9 protein-coding genes and 1 pseudogene are annotated in these 19,490 nt (G+C 61.3%); 2 read left to right on the top strand and 8 right to left on the bottom strand.

Going from position 1 to position 19,490, the window contains the following annotated elements:
* Nucleotides 1-88: 88 nt before the first annotated feature.
* Nucleotides 89-856, top strand: a complete 768-nt coding sequence (locus EDC28_RS14335) for an IclR family transcriptional regulator (protein ID WP_050659806.1) — start codon at nt 89-91, stop codon at nt 854-856.
* 25 nt (nt 857-881) lie between these two features.
* On the opposite strand, the gene EDC28_RS14330 is transcribed toward EDC28_RS14335, so the two are convergent.
* The 7 genes and pseudogenes from EDC28_RS14330 to EDC28_RS14300 form a co-directional block, all read right to left on the bottom strand.
* Nucleotides 882-2,303 (bottom strand): efflux transporter outer membrane subunit, encoded by a 1,422-nt coding sequence (locus EDC28_RS14330; protein ID WP_123422058.1) that lies wholly within the window; start codon nt 2,301-2,303, stop codon nt 882-884.
* A gap of 4 nt (nt 2,304-2,307) precedes the next feature.
* The gene (locus EDC28_RS14325; protein ID WP_123422057.1) at nt 2,308-5,445 is read right to left on the bottom strand and encodes an efflux RND transporter permease subunit; all 3,138 of its coding nucleotides are present in this window, start codon (nt 5,443-5,445) and stop codon (nt 2,308-2,310) included.
* A gap of 3 nt (nt 5,446-5,448) precedes the next feature.
* Entirely contained in the window at nt 5,449-6,588 is a 1,140-nt protein-coding gene (locus EDC28_RS14320) for an efflux RND transporter periplasmic adaptor subunit (protein ID WP_123422100.1), read from the bottom strand.
* Between the two features lie 243 nt (nt 6,589-6,831).
* On the bottom strand, nt 6,832-9,117 hold the full coding sequence (pbpC, locus tag EDC28_RS14315; RefSeq protein WP_123422056.1) for a penicillin-binding protein 1C: 2,286 nt from the start codon (nt 9,115-9,117) through the stop codon (nt 6,832-6,834).
* Entirely contained in the window at nt 9,114-14,723 is a 5,610-nt protein-coding gene (locus tag EDC28_RS14310) for an alpha-2-macroglobulin family protein (protein WP_123422055.1), read from the bottom strand. Before EDC28_RS14310 ends, pbpC begins: the two co-directional genes overlap by 4 nt.
* Before the next feature lie 668 nt (nt 14,724-15,391).
* Nucleotides 15,392-16,308, bottom strand: a pseudogene (locus EDC28_RS14305) (IS5 family transposase).
* A 204-nt stretch (nt 16,309-16,512) separates the two neighbouring features.
* The gene (locus EDC28_RS14300) at nt 16,513-16,929 is read right to left on the bottom strand and encodes an IS3 family transposase (RefSeq protein ID WP_170164134.1); all 417 of its coding nucleotides are present in this window, start codon (nt 16,927-16,929) and stop codon (nt 16,513-16,515) included.
* Between the two features lie 423 nt (nt 16,930-17,352).
* Here EDC28_RS14300 and EDC28_RS14295 point away from each other — a divergent pair, with 423 nt between their 5' ends.
* Nucleotides 17,353-18,387, top strand: coding sequence for an IS630 family transposase (locus EDC28_RS14295; RefSeq protein WP_123422053.1), 1,035 nt, complete (start codon nt 17,353-17,355; stop codon nt 18,385-18,387).
* Between the two features lie 372 nt (nt 18,388-18,759).
* Here EDC28_RS14295 and EDC28_RS14290 read toward each other — a convergent pair whose 3' ends face one another.
* The gene (locus EDC28_RS14290) at nt 18,760-19,374 is read right to left on the bottom strand and encodes a LysE family translocator (RefSeq protein WP_123422052.1); all 615 of its coding nucleotides are present in this window, start codon (nt 19,372-19,374) and stop codon (nt 18,760-18,762) included.
* Nucleotides 19,375-19,490 lie beyond the last annotated feature (116 nt).

Below are 19,490 nucleotides of genomic sequence, written 5' to 3'. Positions count from 1 at the left end.
GGCTTTTTTTATGGGCCGCTCTCGGGTGTTGCAGGGCGGGGATGAAAACGCCACCATTAACCGACTTTTTTGGCACGCAGGTAACCCCTTGACCACAAAACGCGATAAGGGCTCGGCCATCAGCCGGGTGCTGGAGATCATCGAACTGGTGTCCAACGCCGAGGCGCCGTTGTCGCCGGCCGATATTGCCCACGGCCTGGATATTCCCAAGCCCAGCGTGCACCGGCTGCTGGCCCAGCTCAAACAGGACGGCTTCTTGCAGATGAACCTGCGCGGCCTGTGGGAGCCGGGTAACCGCCTTTATCAGTTGAGCATGGGGGTCTGGCATGCCGACCGCTTCAAGACCTCGCGCCAGGCCATCATGCAGCGGCTGGCGGACGCGGTGCAGGAAACCTGCGGCATCTCCATCCCCAATGGTCTGGAGATGGTGTACTACGACCGGGTGCAGGCCAACTGGCCGCTGCAGATTTACCTGCCAGAAGGCAGCCACACCCCGGTGTGGTGCACCTCGTCCGGTAAGCTGTACCTGGCCTCTTTGTCCAAGGCCAAGCGCCAGACGGTGCTGGCCTCCCTGCCCATCAAGGCCATGACCCGCAACACCATTACCGACCTTGACGCCCTGAACGCCGAGCTGGACCGCATCGCCAAAACCGGCATCGGCACCGACGATGAAGAGTTCATCGACGGCATGGTGGCCTGCTCTGTCCCCATCAAAGACGGGCGGGGCAAGCTGGTGGCCTGCCTGTACGTTCATGCCCCCAAATTGCGGCTGAGCCTGGACGGGCTGCTGGCCTTTGCGCCGCAGCTGCGCCAGGCCGCAGCGGATTTAAGCCGGCTGGACGACACCGAGATCTAAAAAAGGCGTCGGTTGGCGCCCTTTTTTATGGTGTTGCTGGCGCTTCGGCCGCAGTGCCGGCCAGGCCCCCGCCCAGCACCCGGTACAGGGTAACCCTGTTGCTGAGCTCGGTCAGGCGGGTGCTGATCAGCCCCTGCTGGGCGCTGTAGAGGGTGCGCTGGGCACTCAGGGCGTCCTGGAAGCTGTCGATACCGGCCTGGTAGCGCTTAAAGGAGAGCCGGTAGCTTTGCTGGGCCGCTGCCACCAGGGCGCTTTGGGCCGCCAGTTGCTCCTCTATGGTGCCGCGCCGGGCCAGGGCGTCGGCGCTTTCCTTAAAGGCGGTTTGCACCGCGTTTTGGTAGGCGGCCAGGTATTTGTCCCGCTGGGCCTTGGTGTAGGCCAACTGGGCGCTGTTGGCACCGGCATCGAAAATGGGCAGGGTCAGGCTGGGAGCCACCGACCAGATACTGCTGGCGCCGTTGAAGAGATCTGACAGCGCGTCACTGCCCACCCCGCCTTTGGCGGTCAGGCTCAGGCTCGGGAAGAAGGCAGCCCTGGCCACGCCGATGTTGGCGTTGGCGGCTTTAAGGTCATGCTCGGCGGCCAGCACATCGGGGCGGCTTAGCAGCACATCGGAAGAGAGCCCCGCCGGCACATCGCTCAGCCACTGGCCGTTATCTGCAAGGGCGGCAGGCAGCAGCTCTGCCGGCAGCTGTTGCCCGGCCAACAGGTTCAGGGCGTTGATGTCCTGGGCCACCTGGGTCTTGTAGCTGGCCACATCGGCCCGGGCACTTTGGTAGGTGGTCTCGGCGCCGGCCAGATCGACCCGCGAGTCTACCCCCATGGCTAGGCGTTTTTGGCTGATGGCCATGGTTTGCTGGGCGCTGGCGGCGGTTTCTTCGGCCAGTTTCAGCAAGGAGTGGTCGGCGGCCAGGGTCAGCCAGGCATTGGCGGTTTCGCCAATCAGGCTGATCTGCGCGGCCCGCAAGGTTTCGCTGCTGGAGAGGTAATTTTCCAGCTCCATTTCGCTCATGTTGCGGGCTTTGCCGAACAAGTCTATCTCGTAGCTCGACAGGCCAAGGGTGGCTTCGCTGCTGCTGGTAATGCTGCCGCTGGTGGTCTTGGCGCGGCTGGAGGAGACGCTGGCGTCCAATTCCGGGAACTGGCTGGCGTACTGGCCCTTGTAAGTGGCTCTGGCCGATGCCACATCGGCCAGGGTTTCTTTTAAGGAGCGGTTGCTGGCAAGGGCCTTGGCAATCACCTGTTGCAGGCGGCTGTCGGCCACGAACTGGCGCCAGGGCAGCGCGGCAGCACTGGCGGCTTGTTGCGGCTGGCCATCGGCGGCCCCAAGGGGCAGCTTGGCCGGAATGTCCGCGGCCGGGCGCTGGTAGTCGGGGGCCAGGTTGCACCCCGCCAACAGCAAAGGGGCAGCCAGTAATAAGGCCAGGGCGGTTTTATGGTCGGTCATGGCCTTACTCCAAGTCACTGCTGTACACCGGCTTTCTGGCCGGGAAGAAGCGGCGCACCAGCACGAAGAACAGCGGCACCATAAAGATGGCCAGTACCGTGGCGGTGAGGGTGCCGCCAACGATACCGGTGCCGATGGAGATGCGGCTGTTGGCGCCGGCGCCGCTGGAAAGCGCCAGGGGCAGGGTGCCGAAAATAAAGGCCAGGGAGGTCATCAAAATGGGCCGCAGCCGCAGCCGTGCCCCTTCCATGGCCGCATCAAGGGCCGATTTACCGCGCTCGTATGCCTCTTCGGCAAACTCGACGATAAGAATGGCGTTCTTGGATGAAAGACCAATGGTGGTGAGCAGTGCTACCTGGAAGTAGATGTCGTTTTCAAGGCCGCGCAAGGTAGCGGCCAGGGCGGCACCGATAACCCCCAGCGGGATCACCAAGATCACCGAGAACGGCACAGTCCAGCTCTCATAAAGGGCGGCCAGGCACAAAAACACCACGATGATGGACACCGTATAGAGCATCGACGCCTGGCCGCTGGATAGCTGCTCCTGGTAAGACAGACCGCTCCAGGCGTAGCTGATAGCATGGCCCGGCAGGGCTTTGGCCAGGCGCACCATCTCGTTCATGGCCTCACCGGAGCTGACCCCGTTGCCGGAGCCTTGAAGCTCATAGGAGGCGTTGCCGTTGAAGCGGTCCAGGCTTTGGGGGCCCGAGGTCCATTTCACCGACGAGAAAGCCGAGAACGGGGTCATGGTGGTGTTGCCGTCGCTGTCGGTGCCGCGCACAAACCAGTGGCGCAGATCGTCGGGCTTGGAGCGGTAGGGCGCGTCGCCCTGCACGTAAACCCGCTTGACCCTGTCCTTGTCCAGAAAATCGTTCACATAACGGCCGGCCCAGGCGGTGGACAGGGTGTTGGTGACATTGGACAAGCTCAGTCCCAGGGCCGAGGCCTTGGCGTCGTCGATGTTGATTTTGAGCTGCGGGGTGTCGCTGATGGAGCCTTCGCGCACCGAGCTTAGCAGCGGGTCCTGGCGGGCTTCGGCCAGCAGTTGGTCACGCAGTTCGGTCAGTTGCTGGCGGGAGGTGCCGGCGTTGGCCAGCAACTGGAAGTCAAACCCGGCGCTGTGGCCCAGGCCGCGGATGGCCAGCGGTAGCATGGAGAACACCCGGGCGTCGCGGATCTTGGCCAGGTTCTTGTTGGCGCGGGCCGAGATGGCGCCGGCGCTGTTCTCGGCTCCGGGGCGCTGATCCCAGTTTTTGAGCGACAAGAAGCCCATACCGGCGTTTTGGCCGCTGCCACCGAAGCTAAAGCCCGAAATGGTGAAGATGGTGTTGAGGTTGTCTTTTTCCTGGGTCATGAAATAGTCCTCAACCTGCTTGGCCACGTCGCGGCTGCGCGACATGGACGCGCCAGTGGGCAGGTTGAACTGCACCATGGTGCTGCCCTGGTCCTCGTTGGGCAAAAAGCCGGTGGGCAGGCGCACCAGCAGCACCGCCAGGGCGGCGATCACCAGCCCGTACACCAGCATCCAGCGCACCGGTTTTTTCAGCACCTGGCCAACCCGGCCGGCGTAGCGGTCGGTCATGGCATCAAAGGTGCGGTTAAACCAGCCGAACAGGCCCTTGTGGCTATGCTCGGCGTCGGAGGGCTTGAGCAGGCTGGCACAAAGGGTGGGGCTTAAGGTCAGGGCCACCACCACCGACAGCACCATGGACGAAACGATGGTGATGGAGAACTGGCGGTAAATCACCCCGGTGGAGCCGCCGAAGAAGGCCATGGGCAGGAACACCGCCGACAGCACCACCGCAATGCCGATAAGGGCCGGGGTGATCTCCTTCATGGACTTGATGGTGGCGGCCCGTGGCGAGAGTTTGTCTTCGCGCATCACCCGCTCGACGTTCTCCACCACCACGATGGCGTCGTCTACCAGCAGGCCTATCGAGAGCACCATGCCAAACATGGTCAGGGTGTTGATGGAGTAGCCGAAGATCTCCAGCACCCCGAAGGTGCCCAGCAACACCACCGGCACGGCGATGGCCGGGATCAGGGTGGCTCGCCAGTTCTGCAAGAACACGAACATGACGATGATCACCAGCACTATGGCCTCGAACAGGGTTTTGACCACCTCCTCGATAGACAGCTTGATAAAGGCGGTGCTGTCACGGGGGAAGGCCACCTGGTAGCCGGCCGGGAAGGTGCCCTTCATGCTGGCCACGGCGGCGCGAACCCGCTCGGCGGTGGTCAAGGCGTTGGCGCCGGGTGCCAGCATCACCGCCATGCCCGATGCCGGGTGGCCGTTAAGGCGCGGCGCGGCGCCGTAGCTTTCGCTGCCCATCTCTACCTTGGCCACGTCGCTCAGTTTGACGTCGGCGCCCTGGTAGTTGTGTTTAACGATGATGTTGCGGAACTGCTCCGGGGTTTGCAGCATCGATTGGGCGGTAACAGTGGCGTTCAGTTCTTGCTGGTCGGGACTGGGCTGGCCGCCGATGCTACCGGCAGCCACCTGGGTATTCTGGGCCTCAAGGGCGCTGGTGATGTCCGACGGCATCAACTGGTAAGCCGCCAGTTTGGTGGGGTCCAGCCAGATACGAATGGCATGCTGGGCGCCGAACACCCGCACATCGCCCACCCCTTCGAGACGGGCGATGCGGTCCTGCATGTTGGACACCAGGAAGTCGGCCACGTCGTTGGAGGTGGCTTGGTCGGTGGTGTCGTACAGGGCGAAAACAATCAAGAAATCATGCTGGGATTTGGTAACGGTTATCCCTTGCGATTGCACCGAGGTAGGCAGCCGGGAGGTCACCTGCTGCACCTTGTTTTGCACCTGTACCTGGGCGGTGTCGGCGTCGGTGCCTTGCTCGAAAACGGCAGAGATACTGGCCTGGCCGGAAGAAGAGCTGGACGAGGTGAAATACAGCAGGCCGTCGATACCGGTCAGCTGCTGCTCGAGGATCTGGGTGACCGAGTTTTCCACCGTCTTGGCGTCGGCGCCGGTGTAGGTGGCGTTGATGTTGATGGTGGGTGGCGCCACGTCCGGATACTGGGCCACCGGCAAGGTACGAATGGCAAAGAGGCCGCCCATCATGATGATGATGGCCAGCACCCAGGCAAAGACCGGGCGGTCGATAAAGAAACGGGCCAACATGGCTTAGACGCCTCCGCCGGTGCTCAAATCTAACGTCACCGGCACGGTTTTCACCTGCTGCTTGGGCTGGACCTTGTCGGTGCCTTCGACGATAAGCGTATCGCCGTCTTTCAGGCCGCTCTGGATAACCCACTGATTGCCCATGGCCTGGCCGGTAACCACCTGGCGGCGCTCTACCTTGCCATTGGCATCCACGACCCAGGCGTGGGCACCGCCGTCGTTGTCACGGATAACCCCTTGCTGGGGCGCCAGAATGCCGTTGTCCTGGCGGGCTTCGGCAAGGGTGGCCCGCACGAACATGCCGGGCAGCAGCAGGCCGTCGGGGTTGGGGAAGGTAGCCCGCAGGGTAACCGAGCCGGTGGCCTGGTTTACCGCCACTTCTTTAAACTCCAGCTTGCCCTGGTGGGGGTAAGTGCGGCCGTCTTCCAAGGTCAGCGACACTTGGGCGTTGCGCTGGGCGATGCCGCCCTTGGCCAGCAAGTCACGCAGCTCCAGCAGCTCTTTGGAAGACTGGGTAAGGTCAACGTAAATGGGGTTCAGGGCGCGAATGGTGGCCAGTGCCGTGGTCTGGTTGGCGGTCACCAGGGCGCCGGCGGTGACGCTGGAAATACCAATATGGCCACTGATGGGGGCTTTAAGTTGGGTGCGGTCGAGGTCGATTTTGGCGCTGTCCAGGGCGGCCTGGTAGCGGGCGACGCTGGCCTTGGCTTGCAGGTAGGCGGCGTGGGCGTCGTCGGCGTCCTGTTTGGACACCCCCTGGTCTTTCACCAGGTCCTGGTAGCGGTTGTCCTTGAGCTGGGCCGAGTTGAGGGTAGCTTCGGCATCCAACAGATCGGCCTTGGCCTGGTTGTAGGCGGCCTGGTAGCTGGCCGGGTCAATCTGGTAAAGCAAGTCACCTTTTTTGACTTCGCTGCCTTCCACAAAGTGGCGCTCCTGGACGATGCCGCTCACCTGGGGGCGGATCTCGGCACTCAACGACGCCACGGTGCGCCCCTGCAACTGAGTGGTCAGGGCGATAGGGGCGGCCTTGAGGGTCACCACACCGACCTCGGTCTCGGCCTTATGGGCGGTCTTGGCGGCGGAATTGGCGTCCTGGCAGGCTGCCAGGGCGCAGGCCAGTGCCAGCAGGCCGGACCTTAACATCAGTTTTTTCATAGGATGAATGCTACTTCTATGCGCGACGGCACCATTTTCCAGGGTGAGGCCTATCTTGCCTATTGGCCCTTGGTTTAGGGGTAAAACCGTGTAAAGAAACGTATGGCAATCTTTGCCGGATGTTTTCAATGTATACGCTGGCCTTAAGGCCAGCTTAAGGGCTAGCACTTTGGTCGCTTTTGGCTTGCCGTTGGTGGCTAAGGGCGATTTTTGTGCGGTTTTTAGGGGGAATTAAGGGCCGATATCCACCCGCAGCAGCCGGCTGGCACTGCGGCCCTTGTCGTCGGTCACCGACAACTCAAAGCGCCCGGCCCGAGGCGGCCGCCAATCCAGCGCCTTGCCCGGCGCGCTCTGGCCAAGCAGGCTATTACCGGCAAACCAGTACAGTACCTGGCTGTCGGAGGGGGCGTCGGCCTTAAGGGCAATGCGCTCGCCAGGGCGGCTTTGGCGCAGGCTGTAGGTCACCCCCTTGAGCGGCGAGCGAATAAGCGGCGCGGCATCGCTCTGGCTAGCGGTTTGGCTGCAGGCGCCAGGCAGCGGCGGCGGCAGTTTGCGGGGCAGGCCGGCCTGCTCAAAAAGCGCTGCCATATCAGACGGCCAGAAGGCAAACACCTCCTGGTGCTGGCGGGCCGGGTTGTAAGGCGGGCAGACGGCGGCGCCGCTGAGGTTATCCACCCACAGCGGCCGGTGCAGGGTAGAGACTTTTACCGGCGACACCCCGGGGATGTACCAGCCTTCCACCACCTTGGGGCACCAAGGGTTGGGTAAATCTCCTGAGGCGGCGCAAATGGCCACCTTTTTGACCGTGTCAGGCGCCGGGTTGGCCAGATCGGCGGTGGCCGGCAGCGCCCCTTGCAAGGCATCGCTGATGGCAAAAAACAGCGGCCCGGCGGTTTCCACTCCCACAAAGGCCGGGTTGGGGGTGGCGTCGAAGTTACCCACCCACACCACCAGCACATAAGGGCCGGTTAGCCCAGCGCTCCAGGCATCGTGAAAGCCCCAGGAGGTGCCGGTCTTCCAGGCCACAGTCCAGCCGGTGCGGGGCAGGCCGTCGGCGCGGGGGTTGTCTTTGAGCATGTCGCGCACCATAAAGGCTGCCGCCGGGCTCAGCAGCGCTGGGCTGGCCGGGCTTACCGGCTGGCGCTGGCGGTCGCGCAGCGGGTAATGGTGGCCATCGCTTGCCAGCATCAGGTACAGCCGGGCCAACTCGGCCATGGTCAGCTCGCCGCCGCCAAGGGCCAGGGCCAGGCCGTAATGGCTCTCTCCCCGCAGCCCCTTGATGCCGGCCTGGCGCAAAAAGCCGTACAGGTTGGGGTGGCTGATTTGCCCGGCCAGCCACACCGCCGGCAGGTTGCGGCTTTTGATCAGGGCGTCGTGGGCGCTGATGGGACCGGTAAAGCGGTGGTCGAAGTTCTCCGGCTCGAAGCTGCCAAAGGCGGTGGGGGCGTCCTTGAGGATGCTCAAGGGGTGGATGACGCCCTGGTCCAGCCCCAGGCCGTAGAGAAACGGCTTTAAGGTGGAGCCCGGCGAGCGGCGGGCGGTGACTCCGTCGACCTGGCCTTGGATGTCGGCGTTAAAAAAATCCGCCGAGCCCACCCAGGCTTTGATGCTCTGGTCGCGGCTGTCCACCAGCAGCGCGGCGGCATTGGTTACCCCCAGGTGGCGGCGGCTGGCGATGTATTGGCTAAGGCGGCGCTCCAAAAGGCTTTGCAGGGCTGGGTCCAGGGTGCTGTGGATAACGGTAGCGGCGTCTTCGCGCAGCAGGCGGCGGCTAAAGTGCGGCGCCAAAAAGGGCAGCTCGCGCCGGTCGTGGCCGATGACACTCAGCGCCAGCAAGGCGCTGTTGCGCGGGTCTTGGGGGTAGTTTTGCTGCCAGAATCTGGCCAGGCGGTCGCGGGCATCTTGGAAATCGGCGCCAAAGCGGGCGCGCCGCGCCGGGCTTTGCGGCATCACTGCCAGGCTCAGCGCCTCGCTCAGCGACAGCTCACCGGCCGCTTTGTGAAAGTAAATCTGGCTGGCGGCCCCCACCCCTTCGATGTTGCCGCCCATGGGCGCCAGGTTGAGGTAGGCCTCCAGAATGTCGTGCTTGGAGTAGCGCAGCTCCAGCCACAGCGCGGCCAGCATTTGCTGGAGTTTACCCGGCACCTGGCGGCTGTTAATGCCGTAAAGCCGCCTGGCCAACTGCATGGTGAGGGTGGACGCGCCCTGGCGATCGCCGCCGATATAAGTGGCGGCAATGGCCCTGGCCATAGCCACCGGGTTGATGCCGGGGTGCAGGTAAAAGTAGCGGTCTTCTTTTAACAGCATGGCTTGCACCATGTTGGCCGACACCCCTTCCAGAGGTTGCCAAAGCCGGTATTGGCCGTCGCGGGCTAAGGTCAGGCGCAGCAGGCTGCCGTCGCTGGCCAGCACCTCCCGGGAGGAAGGTGCCATGGCCGCAAAAGGCTGGGCCGGCCAGAGCCTAAGCCCCAGCAGCAAGGCCGCCAGGGCCAGAAGGGGCCGGTAGCGGCGCCTCATGGCGCCTCGATCACCAGTTCACCGGCCGGGCCCTGGGCCTGGCTCAGGGGATCGTACAGGCCTTCGGCATAGACGGGCGGCACCTGGAACTGCCCGGCGTTGGTGGCCCGCACCTTGTAGACAAAGGTTTTGGCATCGCGCCAGGCGGTGCCGTAGAGCACCAGGCGGTCTTCCCGCACGTTCAGCCACTGGGGTGACCAGTCGCTGAGCTTGCCCACCCCCACCGGCGGCTGCCAGCCGTTGAAGCTGTCGTCCTTGTCGCGGTACACCGGCTCCACCCCGCCTGGCAGCAGGTCAATCATCACCACCTGTTGCAGCTGGTCGAGGTTGGTGGCGCGCAGCCGCAGCCTGACCAGGAACTCGTCACCTACCTTGACCTTGCCAAGGGGTTGGCCGTCCAGGCTCAGATAATCGCGGCTCACCTCCAGCCCCTGGCTGAAAGGCTCTGGCGGCTGTTGGTCAAAGCCTTCTTGGCTCAGAAGATAAAAGGCCTGGCTGCTACCTGTTTTTTTAAATTTCACCTGTTGGCTACCGGCGGGCAGCTCGGCCTGAGGCAGGCTCAGCACCTGCCAGGCCTGGCCTACCAGCGCCTGCATGGCAAGACCCTGGTCGCCACGGGCGTTACCCAGGGCGGTGAGGGCGCGCACCAAGGTGCCGGCCGACAGCGAGCTGTAGCGCTGCTCGCTCAGCCACTGGCCCATGCGCGGCAGCAGGTTCGCGGGCAGGTCGGCAAGGCGCGCTGGCGCCTGGCGGGCCAGCAGGGTTAGCAACTGGGCGTCGTGCACCATGGGGTCGAGGTAGAGGCCAAGGCGCTTAGGGTTATCTTCCAGCAGCTGCCAATGCTGGGCTTGCCACAAAGGTTCGGCCAGCTGTTGCTGTTGCATCAGGGTGAAGCTTGCCGCCAGCCAGGCACTGGCGATATCGCCCTGCCAGTCCTTGGGATAGTAGCGCTGCAGGCGCTCGCGGATATCGGCCAGGGCGCCGCTCACCTGCACGCCCTGGCGGGCCAGCAAGTATGCGCCGTAGGCCCGCTCGCGCAGCTCGGCAAGGCCATTGCTGGGGCCAGAACTTAGCGCCGAGAGATAGCCGTTGGCCTTATCCAGCAGATCTTGCGGCACCGGGTAGCCGTTGGCCTTGGCGTCCAGCAGCATGTCCACCACGTACAGCGCCACCATGGGCTCCACCACCGGGTTGGCGGCCCAGAGTCCGAAGCCGCCTTTGCTGTTCTGGCGGCTGCGCAGTTGGCCAATCAACTGGTTGAAGGCGGCCAGGTTGTCCTGGGGCTTGCCGAGGAGCAGCGCCGGTACCGATTTGGACACCAGCTGCTCGGTGCAGGCGTGGGGGTAGTTATTGAGGTATTGGCTAAGGCCCTGGGCCCACACCAGCGGGCTGCTGCCAAGGGCGGCGTCCACCTTGCTGAACGGGGCAAAGAGCTGGCGGTCGACCTTGAGGCTGGCTTCGCTGCTGTCCAGCACTTTTGTGGCCAAAGTCAGGCGGTGGGGGGTGAGCGGCCGCACCGAGATGGTCTCGCTCATTTTGAATTCGCCCTCGCTGGTGGCGAGCTGCCAATGCAGCTTGCCTTCGCCCAAAGCGGTACCGGCCTTGACGGCAAAGTGGGCGGTGACTTCATGGCCCGGCTCGATATGGAACTGCTGGGGCGCAAGGGTGCTGGCAAGGCCCCCTTCCAGGGTCAGGGTGAGGGTAACATCAGCGGCTTTGGGCTCGGTGTTGTAGAGTCCGAGGGTGACATCGCCGGTGTCGCCCGGTGCCAGGAAGGCCGGCACATTGGGGCTCATCACCACCGGCGCCTTGACGGCGACATCGGCCTCGCTGGTGCCCATGGCGGTGTCGGTGGCACTGACCGCAAAGAAGCGAATATTGCCGTTAAAGCTGTCCGGCACCGTATAACTCAGGTGCTGCTCGCCGGCGGCCAGTTCGCGAATGCCGGACCAATACACCACCGGCATGGCACGTTTGCGCTTAAAGGGGTTGAGGTTGGCGGCCAAGAGCGCAGCGGCGTCACCGCCGGGGGCGGCCTGGCGCATCAGCACTTTGAGATCGGGCAGCAGCAGGTCGAGAATTTGGCTCGAATCAACGCTCAGCGCCTTTTTGTCAAAGAAGTGGCCCAGCGGGTCTGGCGGGGCGTAACGGGCCACTTGCAAGATGCCGGCATCTACCCCAAACACCACCACCTTGGCGGCCACCGGCAGGTTCAGAGCGATATCGAGATCGCTGCCGGGTTTAACCTTGGCTGGCACGCTGAGGCTAATGGCCTGGCGGCGCTCACCCAGGTCAACCTTGAAGGGTTTGACAGCGTAGGACAGCGGGCTCATGAACACTTCCTTGGCATCGGGTGCCCGCAGGAACTGCACGTTGATGTAAGCGTTGCCCTCGATGCCGGCCGGCAGGGTGATGCTTTGTAAAGAGCGGGTGCTGTCAGCTTTGAACCATTTGAAGGCGTAGACCTTGTCGCGCTCGATGGTGATAAGGCCGGCGCCGCTGTAGGGCGCCTGGATAGCTACCTGGATGGTTTCGCCGGGCTGGTACTGGCCCTTGTCCAGGGTCAGCTCCAGCTCGGCGTTGCGCTCCAGGGTGCGGCTGGCGTTGCCGCTGCCGGCGACGCTGTAGTCAATCTGGTTGAGCTGGCGGCCGCTGGCGTCCACCAGCCGCAGCCGGTAGTCGCCTGGGGTGCGGGTATCCAGGGCCAGCATTTGGCCCTGGGCGGCCAGCGCCAGGGGTTTTGTGTCAAGCAAGGTGTCTTTGCGGCGAGACTGGTAGCGGTAGGTGCCGTCGTCTTGCTTAACCAATACCGACACCCAACGGCGGGCAATGCGCTCTACCTGAAGCTCGGCGGCCACGCCTTTGAGATCCTGGCCTACCGCCTGCAGGCTGAGCTGGCGCTCGCCGCCTTTGCTGATAAAGCCAAGGTCGCCATCGGCCTTGTAGCCCAGCAGCCAGTCGGCATCGGACACCAGCACCTGGCTTTGGGCGCTGACGCCGTGGCCGGAGCCAGCCTCAAACACTTTGGCCAGCAGGTGCAGCTTGTAGGTGCTGCCGGCAAAACGGTCCAGGGCCAGGTCGAGGTTGGCTTTGCCGTCGCCGTCGGTGGTGGCTTCACTCAAGGTCTCGCGGAACGACTCCTTGAGTTTACCCAGCACCCCAAAACGGTAACCGGGCCAGGCCTGGAAACTGATATCGGTGGGGGACAGCACCATCTCGCCGGTGACCCTCCGGTCGCTGGCCGGGCCGCCAAAGAGCTGCTCAGCCAGTACCCCGGCGCTCATCTGCGCCGGTTTGAGCCAGCCTGCTGGGCTGTTGTCGGCGCCAAGGGACACCCGCACCTTGATGCGGTCGGGCTCGAAATCACGCACCTTGAAGTTCACATCGCCCAGGCGGGTGAGCCGGTACTTGCCTTTGATAAGGGACAGGCTGGCCTGGTAATCGCCGGCGGCGGCTGTTTCGCTGGCGGTGAAATCCAGGCTGTCAAAGCCGCTGGCGTCCAGTTTGAAGGTGCGGTCCAGCACCGTTACCCCGCGAGGGTCTGTGACCTGCAACTTAACCGGCAGGCCGCCAAGGGCGGTGGCCCAATCCTGGCCGCGAACCAGGCTGGCAATGTGGGCGGTTTCGCCGGGGCGATAGAGGCCGCGGTCGGTAAAGAGGTAGGCGCTCAGTGCCGCTTGATCGTCGCTTTCATAGCTGCCGCCGGTGTCGAAACGGGACAAATCGAGATGGCGGCGCCAGTCGCCCATGGGCAGGAAGGACAGGTCACCGCCCTTTTCCACCCGGTAGTAGAGGGGGGTCTTTTCCCGGCGCAGGTTGCCGAGTTTGCCAAAGCGGGCGTGGCCGCGCTGGTCAGTTCTGCCGGTGGCTACCGGCAAGCCGTTACGGCCAATCACCGCCACTTCGGCGCCGGCGACTGGCTGGCCGCTGGCAAGGGACTGCACGAACACATCCTGGCTGCCGTCGCGGCTGCGTTTGGCAAGGATGCCAAGGTCGGTCACTACCACAAAGCGCAGGTCGTGAGCCTCGGTCTGGTAGTAATCGAAGGTTTCGTTGTCTTTCTCGCTGGCCGGGGTCAGTTTGACCACGAAGATGCCGCGCCTGTCTTTGAAGAAAGGCTTGAGGTTGATGCTGCCGTAGAGGGTCTTGCTGGGGTCTTTGCTGGCAAACTGCTGGTTGAAGACTTGGCGGGTCACCAGCCGGTCAAAATCACTGTTATTGAGGTGCGGCTCGGCAAAGCTGCCGGTGCTTTGGTCGATAAGGGCATTGAGCTGGTCAGGCAGCAATTGCGCCACCTCCACCTGTACCTTTTGCACGCCACGGGCGAGGTAACCCAGGCGCTGGTCGTCGTCCAGGGTCAGTAGTGAACCTTCACCCAGGAACTTCAGGGCCTTGGAATACTGAGGCATGCGCACCACGCTCAGCACCGGATTGCGAGACAGGTAGCCGCCCTGGCCTTCCACTTCCTTGTCTACCATCACCGCCACGTAGCGGCCAACCGGGGCCTGCAACTTGAAGCTGTGCAGCTGGTTAAGGCCTTCGGCGCCGGGGATCTGGGTCAAGAACAGTTTCGGGGAGCCAGCCAGCACCTGCTCGGTGACGTTCTCTTGATACCAGTTGCTGCTGCCCTTGGGGTTTTTCTTGGGCAATAGCCAGGCCTGCACCTTGCCGCGCAGGGCGTCGTCGCTCACCGGCCGGGAGCTTTCCATGGTCAGTACCGGTTTGGGCTCGTCTTTGTCGTTGTAGGCAAAGCTCACCTGGGCTGGCTCGAAGCTCAGCTGATACCGGCCCGGCACCCGGACTTGCCATTTGTCTTTGCCGGCCTCATTGCCGCCACCGGCGGCGCGGATGCCGCTGGCCATCTCCAGGGTCACAGTGCTTTGCTCAAGCGGCGTGGCCAGCGCTGGCGAGTGCACATAGGCAAAAAGGTGTTTGTCATCGAAGGTGACTTCGGTGTCGCCGCTGGCGCTGTAAGTGAGGCCAGGGCTTAGCAGCACCGACAAATGGGCTTTGACCGAGGCCATGTCCACCGGGTGGCTGAAGGCAAGGGTCGCCACCAGCTTTTGGATGCTGGGCTGGGTTGGGTCCTGATAAAGGCGCCCTTCGGTTATCTTGGCGGTAAAGGGCGCCGTGGCAAATTCGCTCTGGTATTTATTCAAGAGGATGTGGTCAGCCAGCAGCTGCTTTTTGTCCAGTGTCACCTCAAAGCGGGTCGCCACCGGCCAGTCGCCGTCGGGGATAAATTGCAGGTGCTTGTCGCTGGCCCAGCGCCACTGCCCGGCGAGCTTGGGGCTCAGGCTGATGCCCTTCGTTACCGGTTTACCGATGCCATCAAGAGGCGCCACCGAGCCGCTAAAAGCCAGGGTCAAAGGGGCGACCTGGGGTTTGTCCTGGTGGTAATCGGTGAGGGCCGGCGCCTCAAGGGAATAGTGTAGGGTGCGGGGTTTGGGCAGATGCTGGTACCAATACCAGCCACCCCAACAAAGTGCAGCGATCAGTGCCAGCAGCAACAGGCTGCCAACGGCTTTTACGGGGTGCTTTGCGCACCAGCGCATCCAGGGCGGGGCCTGCCATTGGCCAAAAAGTGTTGCCAGCAACGCACGCATCCTTGTGTCCTCTTCAATCTCGGCTGCGCGGCATCATACCCGAAAATCCTTACAAAAGGCGTAACAGCGGCCTAACAAAAGTCACTTGCCCTGTCACTTTTTACAGTTGGATAGTACAGCTATTAAGCATATTGCATCCTATTAACCTTAAGACTGCTCCCTAGCCAGGTCACAGGAGGACCTCATCATGTTCAAGAAAATCTTGCTGGTAGTTGCCGTAGCTTCCACCTTTTTAGCCGTCCCCTCTGCCAATGCCTCAGATGACGAGACCATGACTACGCAGGGGGGTAGTACTAAGTACTGCATGAACTTGGGCGAGGCAGAACTCTGCCTTCAATGGCACTAGCTATTGATTCAGAATCCCATTATTCGTAATGAATAAATTCGCTACGGCGTTATAGTTGCAAGTTATTAACTTGCTGTTTTTTTATGAAGACTTCTTTAGTTTCATGATGTTCACCCGATAAAACGGACACGCAGTTGTTATCAAGCGGCTTGCTCGTACTGTATCGGTGATACGTAATCGAGGCTACTGTGCAGCCGCACCTTGTTGTAAAAATGCTGGCCTACTTGTTGGCGCAGTGACGCTATTGTGTCGAAGTGATTATCGTGGGCGTTGTTTCCTAAATCCGACAAGGAAGTGCAGTCCCCTAATGGGCTGGCTGCCCTTAGCTGACCGCTTGGCGAACCGGCATACCTAAGGTCAGCATTTTGTTCATCACTTTCGCCCCAGCCAGGGCCTCGGCAACCTGGCCGTTGTAACTGCGCAGGCTGAGCTTCGCGTTGATGGGTTGCTTGTATCGCGACATCGCCGTTTCCGCTTTGACCGTTGGTGATAGCCGCTTTCCTTATTCCACTCCGCCAGTTGCCCGGCTTTCAGTGCCGCCACGGCGTCGTTTCGAGGATGACCTTCCTCCCAAAAGCCCGCTGTTTTACGGGGTGGAATACTGGCTTTGGCGCCTTTCTTTTGCAGTAATCGATGGCACGCTTTGCTGTCGTAGGCGCCGTCAGCGCTGACCTGATGGATACGACGGCGTAGTGGGCTGATTAAGGCGGGCAAGACCTCGCTGTCTCCCACGCTTTCCAAGCTCACTTGCGCTCCAATCGCTTCATGAGTTTTGGCGTCCACCGCCAGGTGCAGCTTGCGCCACACCCGGCGCTGTTCCTGGCCGTACTTACGCTGCTTCCACTCGCCTTCGCCAAAGACTTTTAGGCCGGTGGCGTCGATAACCAAGTGGGCCACCGCCCCTTTACTGGGTAGGCGGTACTGGATATTGACCGTCTTGGCGCGCTTGCTGATGCAGCTGTGGCTGGGCGAGGTCAGTGGCAGTTTCATCAACTGGAATAAGGAATTGATAAAGCCTTCCAAGGCCCGCAAGGGCAGTTTGAACAGTGCCTTGAGCATCAAGACCGTCTCGATGGCAGTGTCGCTGTATTCAAAGCCTCGACCCCGATTGCCGTGGTGCTGTGGGCAATACCAGTTGGTGATGGCGGCCTTATCCATCCCAAACCCCAGCAAGCTTCGATTGATCAACGCGCGGTTGTACGTTGCCCAGTTGCTGATTGGGTGTTTGGCTTGGCCCATGGGTTACTCCCCTTAGATATGTTGGGGATCGGATCACAGTCAGGCGGATTGGTTCAGTGGATTTGGAAACAACGCCGTTTTGCCCTGAACTCGATGCCGCGGTCAGTGCGCAGTATCAGTCCTGACCTCGGTTTTCGCTGCTTGATGGCTTTATAGAGCGCCACTGTGCTGAGTTCGGCATTGAGGGTTTCGTGTAGCGCCCTGCTAACGATTTTCCGTGACCATCACGGCCAGAAACACATGGCGGCAGCCAAAACGGATGTAGGTGACATCACTGGACCACTGCTGATTGGGGCCGCTGGGTTTTGGCATGTCCAAACGATAATTAGGTAGCACTTTGAGCTCGGCCCGGCGCTTGTTCATACGCCGGTAAACCCGTTCGACACGGGCTTTTAACCCCGCTTCACGCATCAACCTCGCTACCCGCTTGGCGCCAACCCGAATACCTTCCAGGCGCAGAGCGCGGTGTATTTTGGGGCTGCCATAACGTGACTTGGCCTTCTCAAAGAGACGGCGGACATCGACCAGTAATGCTTGGTTTTGCTGCTGGCGCTGACTTGATTGGCGCTTGAGCCAGTCGTAGTAGCCGCTGCGCGAAACCTTCAGCCTGGCACACAGCACTTTTACCGGGATTTGCTCTTGCTGGCGTTGGATGAAGCGATACCGCTGCGTTGTTCCTCCGCCTGGAAACGTTGCGGCCCTTTTTTAGAATGTCGTTCTCCATCTCCAACTCGGCTATGCGCTTCTTGAGTTGTTTCACTTCATCCTGCTCTTTGAGCTTGCCCTCGGGCTTAGGGATCTTGTTGGCCATGCCGTATTCACCTTCACGAAATTCGGCTGCCGGCGAGACAACATGAAGGGGTGAATGTCCAGCGCCTCAGCCACTTCCTTGACGCTGCGGTGCGGTTCATGGCTCCACAGCACGGCTTTTTTCTAAATAACTGTTCCGAATAGTAGATCACTCAAGGAAGGGAACCCGGGTCCGTTTGTGCGATCAGATCTGTCGCCAAACAAAAACCTACCGCCGGACACCGGGTTCTCGCCATGCTACCACGACTCAACGCCACCGAACGACGTGAACTGACCTCGCGTCTCCATCGCACCTTAGACAAGGCCCTCTGCCGCAGACTCAACGCCATTCTCTTGTTGGATAAGGGGCATTCCGTGTCCTCCACCGCCGCGCCCTTGGCCGCTGGACGTTCATCGGTGCGTCGCTGGTTGGATTGGTATCAAGAAGCAGGTCTGGATGGGTTGGAAAGCTTGCAGGCGGGGCGCCGTCGGCGTTTGCCCTACGCGCATATCACCGCCTTGCTCAAGGCCTTGACCGCGCTCACGCCAACGGACTTCGGCTACCAACGTTCGCGTTGGAGCACCGAACTCTTGGCTATGGAAATCAATAGGATGCTCAATAGCACTCTGTGCGCATCCACCGTCCGCCGCTGGCTGCCTCGTATCGGCATTGTCTGGCGCCGGGCCGCGCCAACGCTGCATATCAAAGATCCCTATAAGGCCGAGAAGATGCAGGCTATCGAACAGGCCCTGAGCCAGTGCAGCCACAAGCATCCGGTGTTATTTGAAGATGAAGTGGATATCCACCTCAACCCGAAAATGGGAGCGGACTGGATGCCGCGAGGCCAGCAACGACGGGTGGCCACGCCGGGCCAGAACGCCAAGCACTATCTGGCGGGCGCACTCCATGCCAAGACCGGGCGGGTGCTGTATGTCTCGGGGCAAAGTAAGGACTCAGGGTTATTCATCGCCATGTTGAGCAAGCTGCGTCGCACCTATCGGCAAGCGAAAAGCATCACCTTGGTGGTAGACAACTACATCATCCACAAAAGCCGGAAGACGCAGCGCTGGCTGGCCGACAATCCCAAGTTCAAGCTGGTGTTCCAGCCGGTTTACTCGCCCTGGGTCAACCGTATAGAACGGCTCTGGCAGGCGCTGCACGAAACCATTACCCGCAATCACCGATGCAAAACGATGTGGCAATTACTGGGCAGGGTTCGTCACTTCATGGAGACCGTTTCACCCTTCCCTGGCAGTGGTCATGGTATCCGCAAGGTGGAGCACAATTAGGATCAGTTATTTAGAACTACTGTCAGCGGGCTCATAAAGACGAAAGCCCCCTTCTAGGGGCCTTCTCTCAAAGCCACCTTCTAAGAAGGTGGTATTTTTACTTTCAGCGTTAAACCACCTCCTATGGAGGTCGGTGCTATGCCCGTAGAGAGCCCATTATCTAAAAATACTGGTACTCGGATGCTAAACAGGTGATTGCCGTGATGCTTTTTTGCATTGGCTGATGTTGTTCAGCGAGAGAGTTAGCACGTGAGGTGAGAAAAATCGTTAAACAAGGGGAGCTTAGTCAGTGAGAAGAGCTTGTAGACACGAAAGCTCCCTTCTAGGGGGCCTTACCTCAAAGCCACCTTCTAAGAAGGTGGTTTTTTACTGTTAGCTCAAGTAGTAGTGCCAAAGCTCCATCAGCACCGGCACTACCGACAGCACCAGCAGCAAGCCCATGGCAATGTTGAAAATACGCTGGGCCAGCGGCTGGGTCAGTACCCGGCGCAGGCCCGCCCCTGCCACCAGCCAAAGCCCCACACAAGGAAAAGCCACCACCAAAAAGGCCAAGGCAATGGCCAGCACTTGCCACCACATGCCGGTTTGGGCCGAGGTAAAAGCGGCGATGGCGCCGGTGGCCATCACCCAGGCCTTGCCATTTACCCACTGAAAAGCAGCGCCTTGCCAAAAATTCAGCGGCTTGGCGTGGCCAGCCTGGATGGCTTTGGGAGTCTGGCTGGCAATCTTCCAGGCCAACCACAGCAGGTACAGGGTACCCAGCACCTTGATCAGCTGATGCAGATGAGGGAAGCGCTCAAAGACCAGCCCGAAACCCAGCCCCACTAACAGCACCATCAGCGGAAATCCCAGGCAGATCCCACAAAGGTGCGCCAGGCTGGCCCGCACGCCATAGTTCATGCCGGAAGACATGATCATCACGTTGTTGGGCCCAGGGGTAATAGTGGTGGAAAAGGCAAAGAACAAAACGGCGATGAAAATTTCCATAGGTTTTGGGCTTGGGAGACGAAACGACAGCATGCCACAGAAGGTGGTCTGATGGAGATCCGCCAGCATGGTTTAGGCCAGCGGCTTTACCACCAATGGCGGTACTGAGGCGTCTC

The sequence above is a fragment of the Gallaecimonas pentaromativorans genome (genome assembly GCF_003751625.1).
GTDB classification, from domain to species: domain Bacteria; phylum Pseudomonadota; class Gammaproteobacteria; order Enterobacterales; family Gallaecimonadaceae; genus Gallaecimonas; species Gallaecimonas pentaromativorans.
This window is presented reverse-complemented; position numbering and strand designations above follow the sequence as displayed.

Coding starts and splice junctions, on each gene's coding strand:
- EDC28_RS14330 (WP_123422058.1), bottom strand. CDS start 2,303: ATGACCGACCATAAAACCGCCCTGGCCTTATTACTGGCTGCCCCTTTG.
- EDC28_RS14325 (WP_123422057.1), bottom strand. CDS start 5,445: ATGTTGGCCCGTTTCTTTATCGACCGCCCGGTCTTTGCCTGGGTGCTG.
- EDC28_RS14320 (WP_123422100.1), bottom strand. CDS start 6,588: ATGTTAAGGTCCGGCCTGCTGGCACTGGCCTGCGCCCTGGCAGCCTGC.
- pbpC (WP_123422056.1), bottom strand. CDS start 9,117: ATGAGGCGCCGCTACCGGCCCCTTCTGGCCCTGGCGGCCTTGCTGCTG.
- EDC28_RS14310 (WP_123422055.1), bottom strand. CDS start 14,723: ATGCGTGCGTTGCTGGCAACACTTTTTGGCCAATGGCAGGCCCCGCCC.
- EDC28_RS14295 (WP_123422053.1), top strand. CDS start 17,353: ATGCTACCACGACTCAACGCCACCGAACGACGTGAACTGACCTCGCGT.
- EDC28_RS14290 (WP_123422052.1), bottom strand. CDS start 19,374: ATGGAAATTTTCATCGCCGTTTTGTTCTTTGCCTTTTCCACCACTATT.